Below are 21934 nucleotides of genomic sequence, written 5' to 3'. Positions count from 1 at the left end.
GCTGTATGCAAGTCAACATCAGTGGACACCAACTGGAAGTGACCGAACCTCTTCGCACCTACATCGGCGAAAAACTCGAACGATTGGAGCGACATTTCGACAGGATCACTAATGTGCAGGTCACGATGACCGTCGAAAAACTGAAGCAGAAAATCGAAGCCACGCTGCATATTCCCGGAAATGAAGTGGTCGCCAACGCGGAACATACCGATATGTACGCCGCGATCGACGCACTCACCGACAAGCTGGATAAACAACTCAAAAAGCATAAGGAAAAGACCCAGAGCCTCCTCCAGGGCGCAACCGGTCGTTAACACTCCCAACCCATGATCCGACTTGAAAGTATCCTGACCCCCGGCCGTTCCCTGGTGAACGTGCCGGGAGGCAGTAAAAAGAAAGCCCTCGAACAAATTGCCAATCTGATCGCCCGCGAAGTGCCGGCCCTGGAGATGCAAGATGTCTTCGAGGCGCTGATTGCCCGTGAAAAACTCGGCTCCACCGGTTTTGGCAACGGGATCGCTATTCCACACTGCCGTCTCAAGGGCTGTGTTTCACCCATCAGCGCATTGATGCACCTGGACGCCCCTATCGACTTCGACGCCATCGACGGCGCGCCGGTTGACCTGTTGTTCGTATTGCTGGTCCCGGAGGCTGCCACCGATGCGCACCTTGAGCTGCTGCGACAGATCGCCAGCATGCTCGACCGCAAGGAAGTTCGCGATAAACTGCGTAATGCTGCAAGCAACGAAACCCTGTATCAGGTTGTCCTGGACGAGCAGAACGGTCAGTAATCATGCGCTTGATCATCGTCAGTGGCCGCTCCGGCTCAGGTAAAAGTACCGCCCTCGACGTTCTTGAGGACAACGGCTACTACTGCATCGACAATCTGCCTGCCGGTCTGCTGCCGGAACTGGCCGAACGAGCCTTGATTCATACCGAGCTGCTACAGCCGCTGGTCGCCGTTTCCATTGACGCGCGCAACCTGCCCAGCCACCTGTCACGCTTCCCCGAGCTGCTCGAAGAAGTCCGCAACCGCCACATCCAGTGCGATGTGCTGTACCTGGATGCCGACGAAGAAACCTTGCTCAAGCGCTTCTCGGAAACCCGCCGACGCCACCCCCTGACCAACGCCAACCGCTCGCTGGCCGAAGCCATCAGCGTCGAGAGCGACCTGCTCGGGCCGATTGCCGACCTCGCCGATCTCAAGATCAACACCACCAGCCTGAACCTGTACCAGCTGCGCGACGCCATCAAACTGCGTCTGTTGAATCAGCCCGAGCCGGGCACTGCGTTCCTGGTAGAATCCTTCGGGTTCAAACGTGGCATGCCGGTGGACGCCGACCTGGTATTCGATGTGCGTTGCCTGCCCAACCCTTACTGGAAACCGGAATTGCGCGAGCAGTCCGGGCTCGATCAACCGGTTGCCGATTACCTGGCGGCACAGCCGGATGTCGAAGAGATGTTCCAGGACATTTCCACATACCTGCTAAAGTGGCTGCCTCGTTTTGCCGCCAGCAACCGCGCCTACGTCACCATTGCCATTGGCTGCACTGGCGGACATCACCGCTCCGTCTACCTGACCGAGCGTCTGGGGCAGGCGCTGCAAAAATCCCTGAAGAACGTCCAGGTTCGCCACCGCGACCTCAGCTAAAGGATTCACATCGCGATGCCTGCTCGGGAAATCGAAATCATCAACAAGCTGGGCCTGCATGCCCGTGCTTCTGCAAAATTCGTCGGGGTCGCCGGCCAGTTCAAGGACTGCACGATCAGGGTAGGACGCACACCTGAATCCACAGTAGATGGCAAAAGCATCATGGCCATGATGATGCTCGCTGCCGGTAAGGGCACCAAAATCCACCTGAGCACTGAAGGCGAGCAGGAACAGGAAGCGATGGACGCGCTGGTAGACCTGATCAATCGCTACTTCGACGAAGGCGAATAAACATCAAAAAAAGGCGCGCCACCCGGATGGGTGGCGCGCCTTTTTTGTGTAACGACGAAGTTTAGCTACCCGCCACCGTCATCCGCTCGATCAGCACGGAACCCGTGCGAATGTTGCTGCGCAGTTCCAGATCGTTACCCACGGCCACGATCTGCTTGAACATATCGCGCATGTTGCCGGCGATGGTCACTTCCTGGACCGCGAACTGGATTTCGCCGTTCTCGACCCAGTAACCCGCCGCGCCCCGGGAATAATCGCCGGTGACCATGTTCAGCCCCTGGCCCATCAACTCGGTGACCAACAGTCCGCGTCCCATGCGCCGCAGCAAGGCCGCCTGGTCTTCATCACCATGGGTGACGAACAGGTTGTGCACGCCGCCGGCGTTGGCCGTACTTGGCATGCCGAGCTTGCGGCCGGAGTAGGTACCGAGGATGTACGACACCAACTCGCCTTTTTCGACGAACGGTTTGGCGTAGGTTGCCAGGCCATCGCCATCGAACGCCGCGCTGCCCAAGGCTCGCATCAAGTGCGGACGCTCGTCGATGGTCAGCCATTCCGGAAACAGCTTCTGGCCCAGTGTGCCTTCAAGGAACGACGACTTGCGATACAGGCTACCGCCGGAAATCGCCGACAGGAAACTGCCGAACAGGCCCCCGGCCAACTCGGCGGAAAACAGCACCGGCACCTCGCAAGTCGGCACCGGCCGCGCGCCCAGACGGCTCGCCGCCCGTTGTGCGGCACGCTGGCCGATGCTGACCGGGTCGGCGAGCAGATTGCCCTGGCGGTTCACGTCGTACCAGTAATCGCGCTGCATCTGGCCGTCCGCTTCGGCGATCATCACGCAGCTCAAGCTGTGACGAGTCGATGCGTAACCGCCGATAAACCCGTGGCTGTTGCCATAAACGCGGCAACCCTGATGGGTGCTGAGGGTGGTGCCGTCAGCGTTCTTGATTCGGCTGTCGGCGGCAAACGCCGCGGCCTCACAGGCCAGAGCCTGCTCGATGGCCTGCTCCGGAGTGATGTCCCATTGGTGGAACAGGTCAAAATCCTGAATATCACGGGCCATCAGTGCGGCATCTGCCAGGCCCGAGGCTTCGTCTTCCGAAGTGTGCTTGGCGATGGCCAGTGCAGCGGCGACGGTTTCGCGAATCGCTTCCGGACCACTGGCCGACGTGCTCGCCGAACCTTTGCGCTGACCGACGTACAAGGTGATGCCAAAACCCTGATCGCGGTTGAATTCTACCGTTTCGACTTCACGCTGGCGCACCGTGGTCGACAAGCCCTGCTCCAGTGACACCGCCACTTCACAGGCGCTGGCCCCTTGGCGCCTGGCTTCAGCGATGATCTGCTCGACTTGCTCCTGCAGTGCCGGCAACGCTTGTGGGCCGACGCTTTCAACTGCACTCATGCTGTTCTCCACTCAAATTCTGCTTTCGGTAACGGTCATCGAGCGACCGGGCCGGACAAGCGGCCCCCGACTGGTTATCATGGCGGCGTTTCTTTGCGGACGGCCACCATGGTTGATTCTTACGACGACTCCCTCGATACGGGAGAAAAAAGCAAATCCCAGGTCAAACGCGAGCTGCATGCTCTGGTTGACCTTGGCGAGCGCCTTACAACACTCAAGCCTGACTTGCTGGCAAAACTGCCCTTGACCGACGGAATGCGTCGGGCTCTGGCCGATGCGCCCAAGCACACCGCGAACATCGCGCGTAAACGGCACCTTCAGTTCATCGGCAAACTGATGCGCGATCAGGACACTGCCGCCATTCTGGTTTTGCTCGATCAACTCGATGCCTCCACCCGTCAATACAACGAACGCTTCCATAACCTGGAACGCTGGCGCGATCGTCTGATTGCCGGCGACGATGCCGTTCTGGAAAAATTCGTCGTCGACTACCCGGACGCGGACCGCCAGCAATTGCGCTCCCTGATCCGTCAGGCCCAGCATGAGGTTGCGCAAAACAAACCTCCTGCTGCCAGCCGTAAAATCTTCAAGTACATCCGTGAGCTGGACGAGACTCAACGCGGTCTGCGCTGAGTAACGCCAATCCCCTGTAGGAGCAGCCTTCGGCAGCCCCTACAGAGGATGTCTTCATCCTTATGCGCCCGTGCCACCCACGGTGATCGCATCAATCTTCAGCGTTGGCTGGCCGACACCCACCGGCACCGATTGCCCATCCTTGCCACACGTGCCCACGCCGCTGTCCAGCGACAGGTCATTACCGACCATCGACACCTTGCTCATGGCTTCCGGCCCGTTGCCGATCAGGGTTGCGCCCTTGACCGGAGCGGTGATCTTGCCGTCCTCGATCAGGTACGCCTCGCTGGTGGAGAACACGAACTTGCCGCTGGTGATGTCCACCTGACCGCCACCCAGGTTGGCGCAGTAGATGCCGCGCTTCACCGAGGCGATGATTTCCGCCGGGTCGCTTTCGCCGGCGAGCATGTAGGTGTTGGTCATGCGCGGCATCGGCAGGTGCGCGTAAGATTCGCGACGGCCGTTACCGGTTCGCGCCACGCCCATCAGGCGCGCGTTGAGCTTGTCCTGCATGTAGCCTTTGAGCACGCCGTTTTCGATCAGCGTGGTGCACTCGGTCGGCGTGCCTTCGTCATCGACACTCAATGAACCACGGCGACCGGCCAGGGTGCCATCATCGACAATGGTGCAAAGCTTCGATGCGACCATCTCGCCCATGCGCCCGCTATAAGCCGAACTGCCCTTGCGGTTGAAGTCGCCTTCCAGACCATGACCGACGGCTTCATGCAGCAGCACACCCGACCAACCGGAACCGAGCACCACCGGCAAGGTACCGGCCGGCGCCGGAATGGCTTCAAGGTTGACCAGTGCCTGACGCAACGCTTCACGGGCATAGCCCATGGCGCGGTCTTCGCCGAGGAAGTAACGGTAATCGGTCCGACCGCCACCGCCATGGCCACCGCGCTCGCGGCGACCGTTCTGTTCGACGATCACGCTGACATTGAAACGCACCAGTGGCCGCACATCCGCCGCCAGACCGCCGTCGGTGGAAGCCACCAGAATCCGCTCCCAGACACCGGCCATGCTCACGGTGACTTGCTGGATGCGTGGGTCGAGGGCGCGGGTCGCGGCGTCGACTCGCTTGAGCAAATCGACTTTCTCGGCGCGGGTCAGCACTTCCAGCGGATTGTCCGGCGCATACAATTGTGCGACGTCCTGGCTGGTGAATGCCTGTACGGTGCCATTCTGGCCAGCGCGGGAGATCGAACGGGCGGCCCGCGCCGCCGCGCCCAGGGCTTCAAGAGTAATGGCATTGCTGTAGGCAAAACCGGTTTTTTCGCCCGATTGCGCACGCACGCCGACACCCTGGTCAAGGTTGAAACTGCCTTCCTTGACGATGCCGTCTTCCAGCGCCCAGGACTCGGAGATCTGCCCCTGGAAATACAGGTCGGCCGCATCGATGCCCGGCCCGGCCAGATCGCCGAGCACGCCTTGCAGGCTCTCGATCGTGACGCCACCGGGCGCCAGCAGGTGTTCACTGACTGAGGACAACAACTCGCTCATATGCTTTACGCCTTAAATTCGTCGTTCTGATGCAGGTCGCTGGGCGCCCTGCGAGAAAAATCGCCGGTGACTGGACACCGGCATCCGCGCCCGGATGGACGCCTGTTCGCTGCTGTCGCGTTCGGCCAGCAGTACGGCCTCACCTTGATCCTTTTGCGCCAGCACACGCCCCCATGGGTCGACGATGGCGGCATGGCCAAAGGTTTCCCGCGGCCCCGGATGCGTCCCACCTTGGGCGGCCGCGAGCACATAACATTGCGTCTCGATGGCCCGCGCACGTATCAGCACATCCCAATGCGCCGCGCCGGTCACCGCGGTGAAGGCCGAAGGGGCAGTAATCAGTTCCGCGCCGGCCGCGCGCAATTCACTGTACAGCTCGGGAAAGCGCAGGTCATAGCAGACCGTCAGGCCAACCCGGCCGACGGGCGTGTCCGCCACGACCACTGCGTTGCCATAAGCATAGTCATCGGATTCACGATAACGGCCACGATTGTCCGCCACGTCCACATCGAACAGGTGCAGCTTGTCGTAGCGCGCCACCGTATCGCCCTGGTCATCGACCAGCAACGAACAGGCATGGGCTTTCGCCGCCGGCTGATCCACCGGCGGCAACGGCAACGTGCCGGCCACAATCCATAACTTGAGGTCGCGTGCGGTCTGTTTCAACCAGGGCAGGATCGGGCCTTCGCCCAAGGCTTCGGCGCGCCCGATGTCGGCAACGTCGCGCCGGCCCATGGCGGCGAAGTTTTCCGGCAATACCGCAAGCTTCGCACCACCGGCGGCCGCTTGCTCGAGCAGTCGACGGGCCTGGGCCAGATTAGCCAGCACATCGCTCTGGCTGACCATTTGAATCACCGCTACAGACATGGCGCACTCCTGGAATCGTATGCGGCCATGCTACTCCATAGACTTGCCGAGTGCCTTTTGAAAAAGGACCTCAAAAAGCCTTGTCGAAGGTGATTTTCGGTTCTTTCCACGGCCCTTGGACCGTGTACTTCACACTGGCGAAACGGGAGACCCGGTCGCCGATCAGCTTGTCGATCAGGAACAGTGCCCCGCCGACCGCGGGTGCACCGACGATCAGTGCGGCAATCGGCAGGTTATTGGTCACCGGCAAGGTCACAAGCAGTTTCGCATCGATCTGATCGGCCACCATGTTCAACGTGCCGTCGAGTTCGATGGTGCTCGACGGGCCGGTCAGCCGGATCGGCTCACGGGTGACATATACGCCATTGGTCCCAACCAGCAGCCCCTTGACCCGGTCATAACTCAGACCTTTGCCGAACAGGTCGGAGAAGTCCAGGCGCAGGCGCCGGCCGATGGAGTTGAAGTTGAGCAAACCAAATACCCGCAACGCCTGGGCACTGCCTTCGACCTCGACGAACTGGCCCTGATTGAGCGTCGCATCGAGCGAGCCGGAGAAGCGTTTGGTCGCCACCCAGGCTGGCGAGCCGGGCCAGCGGCCATCGACATCCATATAAAAGTCCCGGCTGGTGACGCTCGGCGCGAACCCCCAGCCCTTGAGCACATCGGCCAGGTTCTTGCCGCTGATGCGTCCCTTGTACCAGCTGTTGCTGGCGCCAGGCACGCCTTCCCAACCACCGCTGCCCACCAACAGTAGGCCCTTGAGGCCCAGGTCCAGCGAGTTGAACACGATGCCCTTGGGCGTAGGACGAATCTTCAGCGACCAGCCCCCCACCAGATCCTGGCCCTGGAATAACTGATTGATGGTGATGTCCATCGCGGGGATTTTCGTCGGGTCCACCGACGCCAGCGGATCCGGCGAGTTTTCATCGGCCAGCACGGCCGGGTCCGGTGCGGGCAGGCGCACGGTTTGCAGATTGATCGTGATTGGCGTGGCTTTCGCATCGGGCAGATTGGCACTGCCCTTGATCTGCTGGCTGTCGAGTTGCAGCGCCCAGGCGGAAGGCTTGCGCGCCAGCTGAATCGAGGCCTGGTCGAGCGTGGTGCCGATACCGCTAAGCTTGTCCACTTTGAAGTCCGCGCCGCTGAGCAATTGCCTGGCGCTGCCGCCGGGATCCTCTCCGGCGTATTTATCCGCCAGATCTTTCCACGGGCCAACGTCCAGTTCCGACAGTACGCCCCGTATCCGCAGGCCTTTGGCGCCAGGCAACACGGCTTCGCCGGAACCGAGGAACAATTCCCCGCGACCGTCAGCGAAATTGCTGGCCGGGGCCGCAAACGTGAAACCCGCCAGGTCCCCGTAGTTGACCCAATAACGCCGTTCGTCGCCCTGCAAGGTCATGCGGAACGTTGTGTCGCGCCCGGCATCGGCGGCCATGCCGAACGGTGCAGGCAAATCGACGGCTACGCCCTTGAGGTTGGAATTGACCAGCAATTGGCTGTCGGCGTCATTGAGGGTCAGTTGCAGTTGATAAGGGATCACGCCACTCACCGGCAGAGGCTGGGTCACCTTCAGCCAGTCGGTCAGTTTCCTGACCTCGACCTGGCCCGACGCGGTCACCCGGGTATTGAGCTTGCCCGGGCTGCCGTCGGCAAAAATCTGTGCGGTGACCGGCTTGTCGAACGCCCGTGCGCTGATGCTCTGTCCACTCAGGCCCTTGGCACTGTCGAAACGGAAATCACCTTTGAGCTGGGTCAGCTCCAGCACAGGTTCAGCCAGTTTCAAGCGTGCCTTGGCGGTCTTGAAATCGACGAGGATCTTCGGCTCCTCGCCTTTGGCCAGCGGGATATCCAGCTTCAACTTGCCTTGCAGATCACCCTCGCCTTCCCACCCGGCAAAGGTTGCCCCGGTACCGATTGGCGCTTCCTGGAGGATTTTCAGGCCATCGCCCAAACCGCCGGCAAATCCGCCATCGAGGAACAAATGAACGTTCTGCCCGGCAGGCACATGGGGAATGTTGACGTAAACATCGTTGACCTGGGTATCGAGCAACTGGCCCTTGCTGGCCAGAATCCGCACGCCACTGTCTTCGACAAACACATCGCCGCTGACCTTGCTGACATGGGGCCAGCCCGGCTGGAAGGCCAGTTCGGCATCGTGAACCTTGAAGTACAGGCTGATGCTGCGATCCTCGTCTGCGGCACCATGGTTGAGCGACCCTTGATACTGGAAGAAGCCTTGGTCCACCGCGCCCTTGAGAATTGCGGTACGCAGCCATTCGTCCAGCGCCGGGCTGAGGACTGTCGGCAAGTACTTGGCGGTGTAGCGACCGTCTCCGTCCACCATGCCAACCCGCAGGTCCATGTAGTCTTCCTGGGTGTGATCGAAATGCAGGCGAATCAGGAAGTCGCCGGCGATCTTGCCTTCCTCGCCCAGCACCTTCAGGTATGGCGCGATCAGGGTGAAACCTTCTTTATCGAGCTTCCAGGTCAGCCGCGCATTGGCCTGAATGTACTGCCATGGCTTGGCGAAAATAGGGTCCAGATGCAGCATGAAATCCTTGCTGTCCATGCGCAATTCGCCGCGCCCCAGGTCACCACTGATGCTGCCGCTGACATTTCGCGCCGCCGGCGCACCGTGATAGGCATCGAAGCCTACCTGGTCGAGATTGGCGGCAAAGCCGAACTTGCTGTCGTCTATGGCATTGGGGCGCAAGTCGACCAGCACGTTACGCAGGCTGCCCGTGACTTTGAGCCGCTCGACGACCGTGGCAAAACCTTCTGGCAACGGCGCCAGAGCGTTGAGCAGCGGGGTCAGCGGAGTGAGATCGACCCGGTCGGCTTGCAAGCGCCAGAGCTCTTCGGTTTTATCAGTGGCCGCGTTTTGCTTGAGTTGCAAATGCGTTTCCCAGCGGGTCTCACCAAGGTTCATCGCCAGGGAATCGAGAATCACCGACGCGCCTTCGGCACTGCGCTGGAAGTAGCCGTTCAGGGCCAGATTGTTGATCTGGATCTGCTTGCGCTCGGCGTAGGCACCCTTGAGTTGTGGTGCATTCAAACGCACCGCAGCACTTTGCAGGGCACCTTTGCCCCAGGTCAGCCAAAACTCGCCGCCGGCTTTGATCTCAGAGAAACTCCACTCTTGGGTCACTCGCTCGGGCAACCATTTCGACCAGTCGCTTTGCGGCAGGCTCAGGTAGACCTCGGCTTCACTGTCCTGCCATTGACTGGCACGAATGCGGGTGCGCAAACTCATCGCCACCGGCTGCCCGTCAGGCAGCGTCAGCCGCGCGTCGAGCCGCTGCCGTGACGCCCCGGTTTTCAGATTGAGGCCGACGTAGGTCAGGGTCAGCGGCGACTGTGCAAACGGCTGCAAAGTCACCTGACTGTCGAGCACCGACAGTTGCTGGATCATCTGCATACGATTGAGCAGCTGTTCCGGATCGGTTGGTTGATCCTGTTGCACGGGCAAACCTTCCAGTGCCCATTGACCGTCGTTACCCTCCTTGACGCTGATCTTCAGGCCGCTGAGTTCCAGATGAGCGATGCGTACCTGTCGCGCCAGAAGACTGGCCCAAAGGTCCGGCACCGCACGCACCTGATCCAGGTGCAAGGCATTGGCGCCCTCACCGACCGTCACGTCGTGCGCCATCAGTATGGGGGCGAATCCACTCCAGTTGCCTTCGAGCTCGCCGATCTGCAACGACATGCCCAAGGCATCGCTGGCTTTGGTTTCGATGTCGGCACGGTACTCGGCGACTAACGGCGTCAGCTCCCGTCCGAGGCTGACGTAGAGCGCCATCAACACCAAAACCAACGCGCACAGGCCCAGACCCCAGCGGGTCAGTGCGGCCAAAATGCGTGTCAGACGGTCCATGTCAGGTGGCCCCCATGGCAAAAGTTTTGCAAAAAGCTGAGGCCAGCCATTCTCGAACAATCAAAACAATAGGCTTCAGAGCAGCACCACGTCGTATTGTTCCTGGGAATACATGGTTTCGACCTGAAAGCGGATGGTGCGCCCGATAAACCCTTCCAGCTCGGCGACGTTGCCCGACTCTTCGTCGAGCAGGCGGTCCACCACTTTCTGGTTTGCCAATACACGATAGCCTTCTGCCTGATAGGCGCGTGCTTCACGCAGGATTTCGCGGAAGATTTCGTAGCAAACGGTTTCCGGGGTCTTGAGCTTGCCGCGCCCCTGACAGGCGTTGCACGGCTCGCACAACACCTGCTCAAGGCTTTCACGGGTGCGCTTGCGGGTCATCTGCACCAGGCCCAGTTCGGTGATACCGATGATGTTGGTCTTGGCGTGATCGCGCTCCAGTTGCTTTTCGAGCGTGCGCAACACCTGGCGCTGGTGTTCTTCATCTTCCATGTCGATGAAGTCGATGATGATGATTCCGCCGAGGTTGCGCAGGCGCAATTGACGAGCGATGGCTGTCGCGGCTTCGAGGTTGGTCTTGAAGATGGTTTCTTCGAGGTTGCGATGGCCGACGAACGCCCCGGTGTTGACGTCGATGGTGCTCATGGCTTCAGCCGGGTCGACCACCAGGTAACCGCCGGACTTGAGCGGGACCTTGCGCTCGAGAGCCTTCTGGATTTCGTCTTCGACGCCATACAGGTCAAAAATCGGCCGCTCGCCCGGGTAATGCTCCAGACGGTCGGCAATCTCAGGCATCAATTCGGCGACGAATTGCGTGGTTTTCTGGAAGGTTTCCCGGGAGTCGATACGGATCTTCTCGATTTTCGGGCTCACCAGATCACGCAGGGTGCGTAGCGCCAGACCGAGGTCTTCGTAGATCACGCTGGGCGCGCTGATGGTTTTGATCTGGGCACTGATCTGATCCCAGAGCCTTCGCAGGTAGCGGATGTCCATGAGGATTTCATCCGCGCCGGCACCTTCGGCTGCGGTGCGCAGAATGAAACCGCCGGCTTCCTTGATCCCTTCCTTGGCCACGCAATCAGTGACCACTTGCTTGAGTCGCTCGCGCTCGGCCTCGTCTTCGATCTTCAGGGAAATGCCGACATGGGCCGTGCGTGGCATGTACACCAGGTAACGCGAAGGGATCGACAGCTGAGTGGTCAGGCGTGCGCCTTTGGAGCCGATCGGGTCCTTGGTCACTTGCACCACCAGGCTCTGGCCTTCGTGCACCAGTGCACTGATGCTCTCGACCGCCGGGCCTTCGCGCAGGGAAATTTCCGACGCATGAATGAACGCGGCACGATCCAGGCCGATATCGACGAATGCCGCCTGCATCCCCGGCAATACCCGCACGACTTTGCCTTTATAGATGTTGCCGACGATCCCGCGCTTTTGTGTGCGCTCGACATGGACCTCTTGCAGGACACCGTTTTCGACCACCGCCACGCGCGATTCCATCGGCGTGATGTTGATCAGGATCTCTTCACTCATGGCAGGGTCTCGTTCAGGCATGTTCACGATAATGGCCGCATCTGTTCAGGACGACGCTTAAAGCGCGTTCCGGGGTTGCCAACAGGGTATGCCGAAATGGCCGAGCAGTTCCGCTGTTTCGCAAAGCGGTAGTCCGACTACCGCTGAATAACTTCCATTGAGTCCGGCGACAAACACCGCACCCAGTCCTTGAATGCCATAACCGCCCGCCTTGTCCCGTGGTTCGCCGCTGGCCCAGTAGGCCGCGGCTTCATCACGACTGATAGCACGAAATCGCACCCGACTGGTGACAACCCGGGACTCGCAGCGTTCGCCATCGAGCACTGCGATCGCGGTCAGGACCTCATGCTCACACCCTGACAACATCATCAGCATGGCGCACGCATCCGCTTGATCAACCGGTTTGCCGAGAATTTTTCCGCCCTGTACCACGGCGGTATCGGCGCCGAGCACGCAGAACGGTTCGTCAGACACGACGACGCCGCGCCCGGCCTCGGCCTTGTCGCGCGCCAGGCGCTCGACATAGGCCGATGGGGATTCTTGAGCTAAAGGAGTTTCATCGATGTCCGCACTCACGGCGGAGAACGGAACGCCGATCTGCGTGAGTAATTCACGCCGACGCGGCGAGCCAGAGGCGAGGTACAACCGTTTCATCAAGACCTCTCCCTGTCTAATGCCTGAGCGAATCAATTGATTTTGTAGCGTCGACGCAATCCGCGCAAACCGAAACTGATCCAGGGCCAGAGCAACGCGCTGACCAGTGCCGGCAGCACCAGCGCCAGCGTCGGCTGACGATTGCCGGTCAAGGCACTGAGCCATAGTTGTACAAGCTGGGCGAGGCCGAAGATCACCAGGATCACCAGGCTCTGTTGCCACATCGGAAACATCCGCAGACGTTGCTGCAGCGCCAGCACCAGGTAGGTGATGAGGGTCAGGATCAAGGCGTTCTGCCCAAGCAAAGTGCCGTAGAGCACGTCTTCAGCCAGCCCCAGACAAAACGCCGTCACCATCCCGACGGTCTGCGGCAGGTTCAACGCCCAGAATGCCAGCAACAAGGCCAGCCACAGCGGGCGCAGGATTTCCATGAATTGCGGCAGAGGCGAAACGCTCAGCAGCAGACCGACGGCGAACGTCAGCCAGACTATCCAGCCGTTTCGGGATGCTTTTACACCGCCCATTATTCTCTCCCCACTGGAGTGGCCGGCGCGGAGACTGGCGGTTTGGCGGCAGGCTTCGCGGCAGCGGGTTGCGCCGCTGGCGGTTTAGCCGCCGCAGGATGCGTGGCCGCAGGCTTGGCTGGCGTGGTGGTTGGCTTGGCTGGCGTGGTGACTGGCTTGGCTGGCGCAGTGGCCGCGGGCGCCACCGTGGCAGGAGCTGCCGGTGCGGCGGCCGGTGCAGCGGGGGCTACCGGGTTGACCAGTTTCGGAACTGTCGCCGGAATGATCGGGCCACCGCCCTGTGCATCCAGGCTTTCCTGAGCCTGGGCGGCATCGTTGGCGCGCTCTTCGGCCGTACGGTTGTCGCTGAACACCAGCAGCAGGTAACGGCTGCGGTTCAAGGCAGCGGTCGGAATGGCGCGGACAATGGCGAACGGCTGGCCGGAATCGTGAATGACTTCCTTGACCGTCGCCACCGGATAACCGGCCGGGAACCGCTGACCGAGGCCGGAGCTGACCAGCAAATCGCCTTCCTTGATGTCGGCGGTATCGGCCACATGCCGCAATTCGAGACGTTCCGGGTTGCCGGTGCCGCTGGCAATCGCCCGCAACCCGTTGCGGTTAACCTGCACCGGAATGCTGTGGGTGGTATCGGTCAGCAGCAAGACGCGGGAGGTGTAGGGCATCAACTCGACCACCTGGCCCATCAGGCCACGGGCATCGAGTACCGGCTGACCGAGGACCACGCCGTCGCGCTCACCTTTATTGATGATGATGCGATGGGTGAACGGGTTGGGGTCCATGCCGATCAACTCGGCCACTTCGACCTTCTCGTTGACCAGGGCCGAGGAGTTGAGCAACTCGCGCAGCCGAACGTTCTGCTCGGTCAGGGCGGCAAGCTTCTGCATGCGCCCCTGCAACAGCAGGTTCTCGGTCTTGAGTTTTTCGTTTTCGGCGACGAGCTCGGTCCGGCTGCCGAACTGACTGGCAATACCTTCCCACAGTCGTCCAGGCAGGTCAGTGATCCAGTAGGCGTCCATCAGCACCAGCGACATCTGGCTGCGTGCAGGCTTGAGCAGACTGAAACGGGCATCGACCACCATCAGCGCGACCGATAGCACGACCAGCACCAACAGGCGCACGCCCAGTGAAGGGCCCTTGGTGAAAAGCGGTTTAATAAGCCGCTCCTTCCAGGCAAAAGTTCTGTTTATTCATGTGGCAGCAATCCGGCCTGGATGCAGACTGACAGAAGATAAACGCGAACAGGCAGCACCGCAAAGTGCCGCCTGCGCGCTCAACAGCATAGAGGCAATCCGGCGACTTATTCGCTGGAAAGCAGGTCCATGGTGTGTTTATCCATCATTTCCAATGCACGGCCACCGCCGCGAGCAACGCAGGTCAGCGGGTCTTCGGCAACGATCACCGGCAGACCGGTTTCCTGGGCCAGCAATTTGTCCAGGTCACGCAGCAAGGCGCCACCACCGGTCAATACCAGGCCACGCTCGGCGATGTCGGAAGCCAGTTCCGGAGGCGATTGCTCAAGGGCGCTTTTCACGGCCTGAACGATGGTCGCCAGGGACTCTTGCAGAGCTTCCAGCACTTCGTTGGAGTTCAGGGTGAATGCGCGCGGAACGCCTTCGGCCAGGTTACGGCCACGAACATCGACTTCGCGAACTTCGCCGCCCGGGTAGGCAGTACCGATTTCCTGCTTGATGCGCTCGGCGGTGGATTCGCCGATCAGGCTGCCGTAGTTACGACGTACGTAGGTGATGATCGCTTCGTCGAAACGGTCGCCGCCAACGCGTACGGATTCGGCGTAAACCACGCCGTTCAGGGAGATCAGCGCGATTTCAGTGGTACCGCCACCGATATCCACGACCATCGAACCGCGAGCTTCTTCAACCGGCAGGCCGGCACCGATCGCAGCGGCCATCGGCTCCTCGATCAGGAACACTTCACGGGCACCGGCGCCAAGGGCCGATTCACGGATGGCACGACGCTCAACCTGGGTGGATTTGCATGGAACGCAGATCAACACGCGAGGACTGGGCTGCAGGAAGCTGTTTTCGTGAACTTTGTTGATAAAGTACTGCAGCATTTTTTCGCACACGCTGAAGTCGGCGATCACGCCGTCCTTCATCGGACGAATGGCAGCAATGTTGCCCGGCGTACGGCCGAGCATGCGCTTGGCCTCGGTGCCGACAGCAACGACACTTTTCTGGTTACCGTGTGTCCGAATGGCCACAACGGAGGGCTCATTCAGGACGATACCGCGCTCGCGCACGTAAATAAGGGTGTTGGCAGTGCCCAGGTCAATGGAAAGATCGCTGGAAAACATGCCACGCAGTTTCTTGAACATGGGGAAAGGACCCTAGGCAACGCGTGGGTAAAAAAGTGCGGCAAACTCTAACAACGACAGGGATTTTGGGCAAGGCGCCAATATGTTAAATTGGCCGCTTTTCTGTGCACCAAGCCCCACAATCGCGGCCTTATGACCGTAGAAGTGCGGTAGTGTTCCGACAATCTAACACACGGACGCGGTCCGTTTTGTTTTCCACTGGAGAATCCCAATGGCGCTTGAACGCTCCGACGTGGAAAAAATCGCTCATCTGGCCTGCCTTGGCCTCAATGATGCCGATCTTCCACACATCACTTCGGCCCTCAACAGCATTCTCGGGCTGGTCGACGAAATGCAGGCGGTCAATACCGACGGTATCGAACCGCTGGCTCACCCACTGGAAGCCAGCCAGCGCCTGCGTGCAGACGTCGTGACCGAGACCAATAACCGCGAGGCCTACCAGTCCATCGCACCAGCGGTCGAAAACGGCCTGTACCTGGTTCCGAAAGTCATCGACTAAAGGGAAAGAGCCTGCAATGCATCAATTGACTCTGGCCGAGATCGCCCGCGGACTCGCCGATAAAAAGTTTTCCTCCGAAGAGCTGACCAAAGTCCTGCTGGCGCGCATCGCCCAGCTCGATCCACAGCTCAACAGTTTCATCAGCCTCACCGAGGACCTGGCGCTGACGCAGGCGAAAGCCGCTGACGCTCGTCGGGCCAATGGTGAGAGCGGCGCCCTGCTCGGCGCGCCGATCGCCCACAAGGACCTGTTTTGCACCCAGGGCATTCGCACCAGCTGCGGCTCGAAGATGCTCGACAACTTCAAGGCACCGTACGACGCCACTGTCGTCGCCAAACTGGCCGCTGCCGGGGCCGTGACCCTGGGCAAGACCAACATGGACGAATTCGCCATGGGGTCGGCCAACGAGTCGAGTTACTACGGCGCGGTGAAAAACCCGTGGAACCTGGAATACGTTCCGGGCGGCTCGTCCGGCGGTTCGGCTGCTGCGGTTGCCGCTCGTCTGCTGCCTGCGGCGACCGGCACCGACACTGGCGGTTCGATTCGTCAGCCGGCGGCCCTGACCAACCTCACCGGTCTGAAACCCACGTACGGTCGCGTTTCGCGCTGGGGCATGATCGCTTACGCGTCCAGTCTCGATCAGGGCGGTCCATTGGCCCGCACCGCCGAAGACTGCGCGATCTTGCTGCAGGGCATGGCCGGCTTCGATCCGAACGACTCCACCAGCATCGATGAACCCGTGCCGGACTACAGCGCCAGTCTCAACGGCTCGCTGCAAGGCCTGCGCATCGGCGTACCTAAAGAGTATTTCAGCGCCGGTCTCGACCCACGCATCGCCGACCTGGTCATGGCCAGCGTTGAAGAGCTGAAAAAGCTCGGCGCCGTGGTCAAGGAAATCAGCCTGCCGAACATGCAGCACGCGATTCCTGCGTACTACGTGATCGCCCCGGCGGAAGCCTCTTCCAACCTGTCGCGTTTTGACGGCGTGCGTTTCGGCTATCGCTGCGAAGACCCGAAAAACCTCGAAGACCTGTACAAGCGCTCCCGTGGCGAAGGCTTCGGGCCGGAAGTTCAGCGCCGGATCATGGTTGGCGCCTATGCGCTGTCCGCCGGTTACTACGACGCCTACTACCTGAAGGCGCAGAAGATTCGTCGCTTGATCAAGAACGACTTCATGGCGGCCTTCAATGAGGTCGACATCATCCTCGGCCCAACCACGCCGAACCCGGCCTGGAAGCTCGGCGCCAAGAACAGCGACCCGGTCGCTGCGTACCTGGAAGACGTCTACACCATCACCGCCAACCTCGCGGGTCTGCCTGGCTTGTCCATGCCAGCAGGTTTTGTCGATGGTCTGCCGGTTGGCGTGCAATTGCTCGCCCCGTATTTCCAGGAAGGCCGCTTGCTAAATGTTGCCCATCAGTACCAGCTGAACACTGACTGGCACACCCGCACCCCAACCGGCTTCTGAGGAGACACACATGCAATGGGAAGTCGTGATCGGGCTGGAGATTCACACCCAGCTCACCACCCGGTCGAAAATCTTTTCCGGTAGTTCCACCACCTTCGGTTCCGAGCCGAACACCCAGGCCAGCCTGGTTGACCTCGGCATGCCCGGCGTACTGCCGGTGCTGAACCAGGAAGCGGTGCGCATGGCGGTGATGTTCGGTCTGGCAATTGACGCAGAGATCGGCCAGCACAACGTGTTCGCCCGTAAAAACTATTTCTACCCGGACCTGCCCAAGGGCTACCAGATCAGCCAGATGGAATTGCCGATCGTCGGCAAGGGCCACCTGGACATCGCCCTCGAAGACGGCACGGTCAAACGTGTCGGCATCACCCGCGCGCATCTGGAAGAAGACGCCGGCAAGAGCCTGCACGAAGAGTTCAGCGGCGCCAGCGGCATCGACCTGAACCGTGCCGGTACGCCGTTGCTGGAAATCGTCTCCGAGCCGGACATGCGCAGCGCCAAGGAAGCCGTGGCTTACGTCAAGGCAGTTCACGCGCTGGTGCGTTACCTCGGAATCTGCGACGGCAACATGGCCGAAGGCTCGCTGCGTTGCGACTGCAACGTGTCGATCCGTCCGAAAGGCCAGGTTGAATTCGGCACCCGCTGCGAGATCAAGAACGTCAACTCGTTCCGTTTCATCGAGAAGGCGATCAACTCCGAGATCCAGCGTCAGATCGAGCTGATCGAAGACGGCGGAAAAGTGATCCAGCAGACCCGCCTGTACGATCCGAACAAGGACGAAACCCGTCCGATGCGCAGCAAAGAGGAAGCCAACGACTACCGTTACTTCCCCGATCCGGACCTGCTGCCGGTAGTCATCGAGAACTCGTTCCTCGACGACGTGCGCGCCACCCTGCCGGAACTGCCACCACAGAAGCGCGAGCGCTTCCAGGAGCAATTCGGTCTGTCGATCTACGACGCCAGCGTCCTGGCCACCAGCCGTGAGCAAGCCGACTACTTCGAACAAGTCGCGAGCATCAGCGGCGACGCCAAACTGGCGGCGAACTGGGTGATGGTCGAGTTGGGCAGCCTGCTCAACAAGCAAGGCCTGGACATCGACCAGTCGCCGGTTTCGGCCGAGCAACTGGGCGGCATGCTGCTGCGCATCAAGGACAACACCATCTCCGGCAAGATCGCCAAGGTGGTGTTTGAAGCAATGGCCAACGGCGAAGGCAGCGCGGACGAGATCATCGACAAGCGCGGCCTCAAGCAAGTGACCGACACCGGCGCCATCTCGGCGGTGCTGGACGAAATGCTCGCGGCCAACGCCGAGCAGGTCGAGCAATACCGTGCGGCAGACGAAGCCAAGCGCGGCAAGATGTTCGGCTTCTTCGTCGGCCAGGCCATGAAAGCCTCCAAAGGCAAGGCCAACCCGCAACAAGTGAACGAATTGCTGAAAAGCAAGCTCGAAGGCTGATCAGGATGGAGCCAGCAATTTTTACTGGCTCCGCGTCCTGTGGCGAGGGAGCTTGCTCCCGCTGGTCTGCGAAGCAGACCCAAATCGGTAACCGCATTTTTTCTACAAGAATGCATTGGCTGATTTTGCGACCGCTTCGCGGCCGAGCGGGACGGGCGGCGATCCGACAAGCTCCCTCGCCACAACTATTTTGGGAGCCTTTGAAATGAAACGTCTATTCGGCGCCTGCGCCCTCCTCTCGCTCCTGGCCGGTTGCGCCAGCACCGACACCGTTGATCCACACGGCTACGACAAAACCGGCGTGGCTTCGTATTACGGCGCCAAACACCAAGGCAAACGCACCGCCAACGGCGAGCGTTTCGACAAGAATTCCATGACCGCCGCCCATCGCCAGCTACCCTTCGGTACACGGGTGAAGGTGACCAATCTGAATAACGACAAATCCTGCGTGGTGCGCATCAATGATCGCGGACCGCACACCCGTGGCCGTCTGATCGACCTGTCCCACGAAGCCGCCGCGCGCCTGGGCATGCTTAAAAGCGGCACCGCACGGGTTCGCGTCCAGGCCCTCGACGACTGACCGATGGAGCCCCGACCATTTTCGGATTAGCCGATTTACCCCTGATCAGCGTGATCGAATTGCTCAGCGGATTGCTCCTGCTGATTGTCGGCGCCGAATTGATGGTGCGCGCCGCCGTACGCATTGCCGCAAGGTTGCACATACGCCCGCTGATCATCGGCCTGACCATCGTCGCCCTCGGCAGCAGCGCCCCGCAGATGGCAGTCAGCCTGCAAGCCACCCTGGCGCACAACGCCGACATCGCGGTCGGCAGCGTGATCGGCAGCAGCATTTTCAACATCCTTGTCACCCTCGGGTTGTCCGCGCTGATCATTCCGTTGAGGGTTTCCCGACAACTGGTGCGTCTGGATATTCCGTTGATGATCGGCGCCAGCCTGTTGGTGTTCGTACTCGCCTGGAATGAAGAACTGACCCGGGCCGACGGCGTGATGCTGATTGCGGCTCTGGCGATTTACCTGGGCTTGTTGCTGCGCCAGTCACGGCACTCGGCACGGCCGGTATCGAGCCATGACCACCACCCGCAAGCGCCATGGCTGAGCAGCCTGCTGATGATCGTCGCCGGACTGGCGATGCTGGTGTACGCCGGGCACTTGTTACTGGGTGCAGCGGTTGCGGTCGCCACCGATTTGGGGTTGTCGGAGCGGATCATCGGCCTGACCATCGTCGCTGTCAGCACCTCACTGCCTGAGCTCGCCACTTCGTTGATCGCCGCAATGCGCGGCGAGCGCGAGATTGCCGTGGGCAACGTGATCGGCAGCAACCTGTTCAACCTCCTGGGCGTGCTCGGCTTTACCGCACTGGTGGCGCCGTCGCCGCTGTCGGTGTCGCCCAACGCCCTGGATTTCGACCTGCCGGTGATGCTCGGCGTCGCGGCGCTGTGCCTGCCGGTGTTTTACTCCGGCTACCGGGTGACCCGCGCCGAAGGCCTGCTGTTTCTGGGTTTGTACCTGGCCTATGGACTGCACGTGGTGTCGTTCACCACCGGCATGCCACTGGCCGGCAAGCTGGAACACTTGATGCTGTTTTTCGTCCTGCCGGCGTTGGTGGCGTTTTTGCTGTTCACGTCGCTACGCGCCTGGCGTCGCCAACACCATAAGAGGGAAGTCCCATGACCGAGAATCAAAAACCCGGCGTTGAAGTCCGCCGCCAAGTGATGGGCGACGCCTTCGTCGACATCGCACTGGGCAACGCCACCGAATTCACCCAGCCGCTGCAGGATTTCGTCAATGAACACGCCTGGGGCGGGGTATGGAATCGCGAAGGTCTGCCGCTGAAAACCCGCAGCCTGATCACCCTCGCGGCCCTGACCGCACTCAAATGCCCGCAGGAATTGAAAGGTCACGTGCGCGGTGCGCTGAACAACGGCTGCACCGTGGAAGAAATTCGCGAGGCGCTGCTGCATTGCGCGGTGTATGCCGGTGTGCCGGCGGCGATCGATGCGTTTCGGGCGGCGCAGGAAGTGATCGACAGTTACCAGAAGCCGGAATAATTTTATTGCTTTGAAAAGATCGCAGCCTGCGGCAGCTCCTACATAGGATTACGTTTTCCTGTAGGAGCTGCCGCAGGCTGCGATCTTTTGACCTTTGCCTTTAAATCCACCCGCCCCACTGCAAGAAGAAGATCCCGATGTTGGTGGTGACAGCCGCCATCAGCGTAGTGATCACGATAATTGCCGCCGCCAACTCGTGATTGCCGTCCGCCGCCCGGGCCATGACGAAACTGGCAGCGGCAGTCGGGCTGCCGAAGTACAGGAACAGAATCCCCAGTTCCGCCCCACGAAAGCCCCACAGCCATGCCCCCAGCGTCGCCAGCACCGGCAGGCCGATCATCTTCAACAGGCTTGAACTCAGCGCCATGTGGCCGCTTTTGCGCAGTGCCGCCAGCGACAGCGTGCCGCCAATGCAGATCAGCGCCAGCGGCAGCGTGGTTTGCGCCAGATACTGGCCGGAGGTCTCCAGCCAGCCGGGCAAGCCGATCTTGAACCAGGCGAACGGCGCCGCCGCAATCACGCTGATGATCAGCGGATTGCTGAACACGCTTTTGCAGATGCTCCAAGGATCGGACTTGATCACCGGACTGTAGACCGCCAGCACGATGGTCGAGAGGGTGTTGTAAAACAGGATCACCAGCGCCGCGAGAATCGCCCCGAGGGAAATCCCGTAGTCGCCGTACATGCTGGCTGCCAGCGCCAGGCCGATGACCCCGTTGTTACCGCGAAAGGCGCCCTGGGTGTAGATCCCGCGATCTTCCCGCGGGCACTTCCAGATCGCCCAGCCCCAGGCAATGGCAAAACACAAAAGCGTCGCCACGGAGAAATAGATCAGCAGCGCCGGCTGCAATGCCGCGTGCAGGTCGGCATGCAGGATGCCCAGAAACAGCAACGCCGGCATGGTGACGTTGAACACCAGTGCCGACGCCGTGTGGATGAAGTTGTCGTTGATCCAGTCGATGCGTTTGAGCAGCACCCCCAGAAACAGCATGGCAAACACCGGCGCGGTGATATTCAGGGTTTCGAGGAAAATTGCCAGCATGCCGGGGGTAACCTTGGTGGGCGTCGTTAGGTGGCTAATGATAAGCCACTGAAGACTTCGGCGCCTGCTAGATCGCCCCTTGAACAGGCAATGAAACACATGTGGCGAGGGAGCTTGCTCCCGC

Annotated in this window: 21 protein-coding genes; 11 read left to right on the top strand and 10 right to left on the bottom strand. The window is 60.7% G+C overall.

Features of this window, described 5'->3' with window-relative positions; genetic code table 11:
* The first annotated feature begins 5 nt into the window (after positions 1-5).
* The 4 genes from hpf to C8K63_RS19555 are packed head-to-tail and all read left to right on the top strand — an operon-like array spanning position 6 to position 1942.
* Positions 6-314 carry a ribosome hibernation-promoting factor, HPF/YfiA family gene (gene hpf / locus C8K63_RS19570; protein WP_108218201.1) on the top strand — a complete coding sequence of 103 codons (309 nt, stop codon included), beginning with the start codon at positions 6-8 and terminating at the stop codon, positions 312-314.
* A 12-nt stretch (positions 315-326) separates the two neighbouring features.
* Positions 327-791, top strand: coding sequence for a PTS IIA-like nitrogen regulatory protein PtsN (gene ptsN, locus C8K63_RS19565; RefSeq protein ID WP_108218200.1), 465 nt, complete (start codon positions 327-329; stop codon positions 789-791).
* Positions 792-793: 2 nt separating this feature from the next.
* A complete protein-coding gene (rapZ, locus tag C8K63_RS19560; RefSeq protein WP_108218199.1) occupies positions 794-1651 on the top strand; it encodes an RNase adapter RapZ in 858 nt (285 codons plus the stop codon).
* Between the two features lie 15 nt (positions 1652-1666).
* Positions 1667-1942 (top strand): HPr family phosphocarrier protein, encoded by a 276-nt coding sequence (locus tag C8K63_RS19555; RefSeq protein WP_108218198.1) that lies wholly within the window; start codon positions 1667-1669, stop codon positions 1940-1942.
* Between the two features lie 61 nt (positions 1943-2003).
* On the opposite strand, the gene pmbA is transcribed toward C8K63_RS19555, so the two are convergent.
* Positions 2004-3350: a metalloprotease PmbA gene (gene pmbA / locus C8K63_RS19550; protein ID WP_008018721.1), complete on the bottom strand. Its 1347-nt coding sequence runs from the start codon at positions 3348-3350 to the stop codon at positions 2004-2006.
* A 108-nt stretch (positions 3351-3458) separates the two neighbouring features.
* Here pmbA and yjgA point away from each other — a divergent pair, with 108 nt between their 5' ends.
* The gene (gene yjgA / locus C8K63_RS19545) at positions 3459-3983 is read left to right on the top strand and encodes a ribosome biogenesis factor YjgA (RefSeq protein WP_108218197.1); all 525 of its coding nucleotides are present in this window, start codon (positions 3459-3461) and stop codon (positions 3981-3983) included.
* A gap of 60 nt (positions 3984-4043) precedes the next feature.
* Here yjgA and tldD read toward each other — a convergent pair whose 3' ends face one another.
* The 8 genes from tldD to mreB form a co-directional block, all read right to left on the bottom strand.
* Positions 4044-5486, bottom strand: coding sequence for a metalloprotease TldD (gene tldD / locus C8K63_RS19540; protein WP_108218196.1), 1443 nt, complete (start codon positions 5484-5486; stop codon positions 4044-4046).
* Positions 5487-5498: 12 nt separating this feature from the next.
* Positions 5499-6353 (bottom strand): carbon-nitrogen hydrolase family protein, encoded by an 855-nt coding sequence (locus C8K63_RS19535; RefSeq protein WP_108218195.1) that lies wholly within the window; start codon positions 6351-6353, stop codon positions 5499-5501.
* A 70-nt stretch (positions 6354-6423) separates the two neighbouring features.
* A complete protein-coding gene (locus tag C8K63_RS19530) occupies positions 6424-10227 on the bottom strand; it encodes a YhdP family protein (protein ID WP_108218194.1) in 3804 nt (1267 codons plus the stop codon).
* A 75-nt stretch (positions 10228-10302) separates the two neighbouring features.
* Complete coding sequence (rng, locus tag C8K63_RS19525) at positions 10303-11760, bottom strand: ribonuclease G (RefSeq protein ID WP_007970246.1); 1458 nt, start codon at positions 11758-11760, stop codon at positions 10303-10305.
* A gap of 57 nt (positions 11761-11817) precedes the next feature.
* A complete protein-coding gene (locus tag C8K63_RS19520) occupies positions 11818-12414 on the bottom strand; it encodes a nucleoside triphosphate pyrophosphatase (RefSeq protein WP_108218193.1) in 597 nt (198 codons plus the stop codon).
* 32 nt (positions 12415-12446) lie between these two features.
* Complete coding sequence (gene mreD, locus C8K63_RS19515) at positions 12447-12938, bottom strand: rod shape-determining protein MreD (RefSeq protein WP_007970244.1); 492 nt, start codon at positions 12936-12938, stop codon at positions 12447-12449.
* Complete coding sequence (gene mreC, locus C8K63_RS19510) at positions 12938-14095, bottom strand: rod shape-determining protein MreC (RefSeq protein ID WP_108218192.1); 1158 nt, start codon at positions 14093-14095, stop codon at positions 12938-12940. The genes mreD and mreC overlap by 1 nt, the downstream gene beginning before the upstream one ends.
* A 143-nt stretch (positions 14096-14238) precedes the next feature.
* Positions 14239-15276, bottom strand: a complete 1038-nt coding sequence (mreB, locus tag C8K63_RS19505; protein WP_002555108.1) for a rod shape-determining protein MreB — start codon at positions 15274-15276, stop codon at positions 14239-14241.
* 211 nt (positions 15277-15487) lie between these two features.
* Here mreB and gatC point away from each other — a divergent pair, with 211 nt between their 5' ends.
* The 6 genes from gatC (at position 15488) to C8K63_RS19475 (ending at position 20768) form a co-directional block, all read left to right on the top strand.
* Positions 15488-15775: an Asp-tRNA(Asn)/Glu-tRNA(Gln) amidotransferase subunit GatC gene (gene gatC, locus C8K63_RS19500; RefSeq protein ID WP_007976465.1), complete on the top strand. Its 288-nt coding sequence runs from the start codon at positions 15488-15490 to the stop codon at positions 15773-15775.
* 16 nt (positions 15776-15791) lie between these two features.
* The gene (gatA, locus tag C8K63_RS19495; protein WP_108218191.1) at positions 15792-17243 is read left to right on the top strand and encodes an Asp-tRNA(Asn)/Glu-tRNA(Gln) amidotransferase subunit GatA; all 1452 of its coding nucleotides are present in this window, start codon (positions 15792-15794) and stop codon (positions 17241-17243) included.
* 10 nt (positions 17244-17253) lie between these two features.
* On the top strand, positions 17254-18699 hold the full coding sequence (gene gatB / locus C8K63_RS19490) for an Asp-tRNA(Asn)/Glu-tRNA(Gln) amidotransferase subunit GatB (RefSeq protein WP_108218190.1): 1446 nt from the start codon (positions 17254-17256) through the stop codon (positions 18697-18699).
* Between the two features lie 205 nt (positions 18700-18904).
* Entirely contained in the window at positions 18905-19279 is a 375-nt protein-coding gene (locus C8K63_RS19485; protein WP_108218189.1) for a septal ring lytic transglycosylase RlpA family protein, read from the top strand.
* 50 nt (positions 19280-19329) lie between these two features.
* Positions 19330-20391 carry a calcium/sodium antiporter gene (locus tag C8K63_RS19480; protein WP_108218188.1) on the top strand — a complete coding sequence of 354 codons (1062 nt, stop codon included), beginning with the start codon at positions 19330-19332 and terminating at the stop codon, positions 20389-20391.
* Positions 20388-20768: a carboxymuconolactone decarboxylase family protein gene (locus C8K63_RS19475; protein ID WP_108218187.1), complete on the top strand. Its 381-nt coding sequence runs from the start codon at positions 20388-20390 to the stop codon at positions 20766-20768. The genes C8K63_RS19480 and C8K63_RS19475 overlap by 4 nt, the downstream gene beginning before the upstream one ends.
* Positions 20769-20868: 100 nt before the next feature.
* Here C8K63_RS19475 and C8K63_RS19470 read toward each other — a convergent pair whose 3' ends face one another.
* Positions 20869-21810, bottom strand: coding sequence for an AEC family transporter (locus C8K63_RS19470; RefSeq protein ID WP_108218186.1), 942 nt, complete (start codon positions 21808-21810; stop codon positions 20869-20871).
* Positions 21811-21934: the final 124 nt, after the last annotated feature.

This window comes from Pseudomonas sp. GV085, assembly GCF_003050925.1.
In the GTDB taxonomy this organism is placed as follows: Bacteria; Pseudomonadota; Gammaproteobacteria; order Pseudomonadales; family Pseudomonadaceae; genus Aquipseudomonas.
Note: the sequence above shows the minus strand (reverse complement) of the source record. Positions and strands in the feature narration are given on the sequence as shown.

Coding starts and splice junctions, on each gene's coding strand:
- hpf (WP_108218201.1), top strand. CDS start 6: ATGCAAGTCAACATCAGTGGACACCAACTGGAAGTGACCGAACCTCTT.
- ptsN (WP_108218200.1), top strand. CDS start 327: ATGATCCGACTTGAAAGTATCCTGACCCCCGGCCGTTCCCTGGTGAAC.
- rapZ (WP_108218199.1), top strand. CDS start 794: ATGCGCTTGATCATCGTCAGTGGCCGCTCCGGCTCAGGTAAAAGTACC.
- C8K63_RS19555 (WP_108218198.1), top strand. CDS start 1,667: ATGCCTGCTCGGGAAATCGAAATCATCAACAAGCTGGGCCTGCATGCC.
- pmbA (WP_008018721.1), bottom strand. CDS start 3,350: ATGAGTGCAGTTGAAAGCGTCGGCCCACAAGCGTTGCCGGCACTGCAG.
- yjgA (WP_108218197.1), top strand. CDS start 3,459: ATGGTTGATTCTTACGACGACTCCCTCGATACGGGAGAAAAAAGCAAA.
- tldD (WP_108218196.1), bottom strand. CDS start 5,486: ATGAGCGAGTTGTTGTCCTCAGTCAGTGAACACCTGCTGGCGCCCGGT.
- C8K63_RS19535 (WP_108218195.1), bottom strand. CDS start 6,353: ATGTCTGTAGCGGTGATTCAAATGGTCAGCCAGAGCGATGTGCTGGCT.
- C8K63_RS19530 (WP_108218194.1), bottom strand. CDS start 10,227: ATGGACCGTCTGACACGCATTTTGGCCGCACTGACCCGCTGGGGTCTG.
- rng (WP_007970246.1), bottom strand. CDS start 11,760: ATGAGTGAAGAGATCCTGATCAACATCACGCCGATGGAATCGCGCGTG.
- C8K63_RS19520 (WP_108218193.1), bottom strand. CDS start 12,414: ATGAAACGGTTGTACCTCGCCTCTGGCTCGCCGCGTCGGCGTGAATTA.
- mreD (WP_007970244.1), bottom strand. CDS start 12,938: ATGGGCGGTGTAAAAGCATCCCGAAACGGCTGGATAGTCTGGCTGACG.
- mreB (WP_002555108.1), bottom strand. CDS start 15,276: ATGTTCAAGAAACTGCGTGGCATGTTTTCCAGCGATCTTTCCATTGAC.
- gatC (WP_007976465.1), top strand. CDS start 15,488: ATGGCGCTTGAACGCTCCGACGTGGAAAAAATCGCTCATCTGGCCTGC.
- gatA (WP_108218191.1), top strand. CDS start 15,792: ATGCATCAATTGACTCTGGCCGAGATCGCCCGCGGACTCGCCGATAAA.
- gatB (WP_108218190.1), top strand. CDS start 17,254: ATGCAATGGGAAGTCGTGATCGGGCTGGAGATTCACACCCAGCTCACC.
- C8K63_RS19485 (WP_108218189.1), top strand. CDS start 18,905: ATGAAACGTCTATTCGGCGCCTGCGCCCTCCTCTCGCTCCTGGCCGGT.
- C8K63_RS19475 (WP_108218187.1), top strand. CDS start 20,388: ATGACCGAGAATCAAAAACCCGGCGTTGAAGTCCGCCGCCAAGTGATG.
- C8K63_RS19470 (WP_108218186.1), bottom strand. CDS start 21,810: ATGCTGGCAATTTTCCTCGAAACCCTGAATATCACCGCGCCGGTGTTT.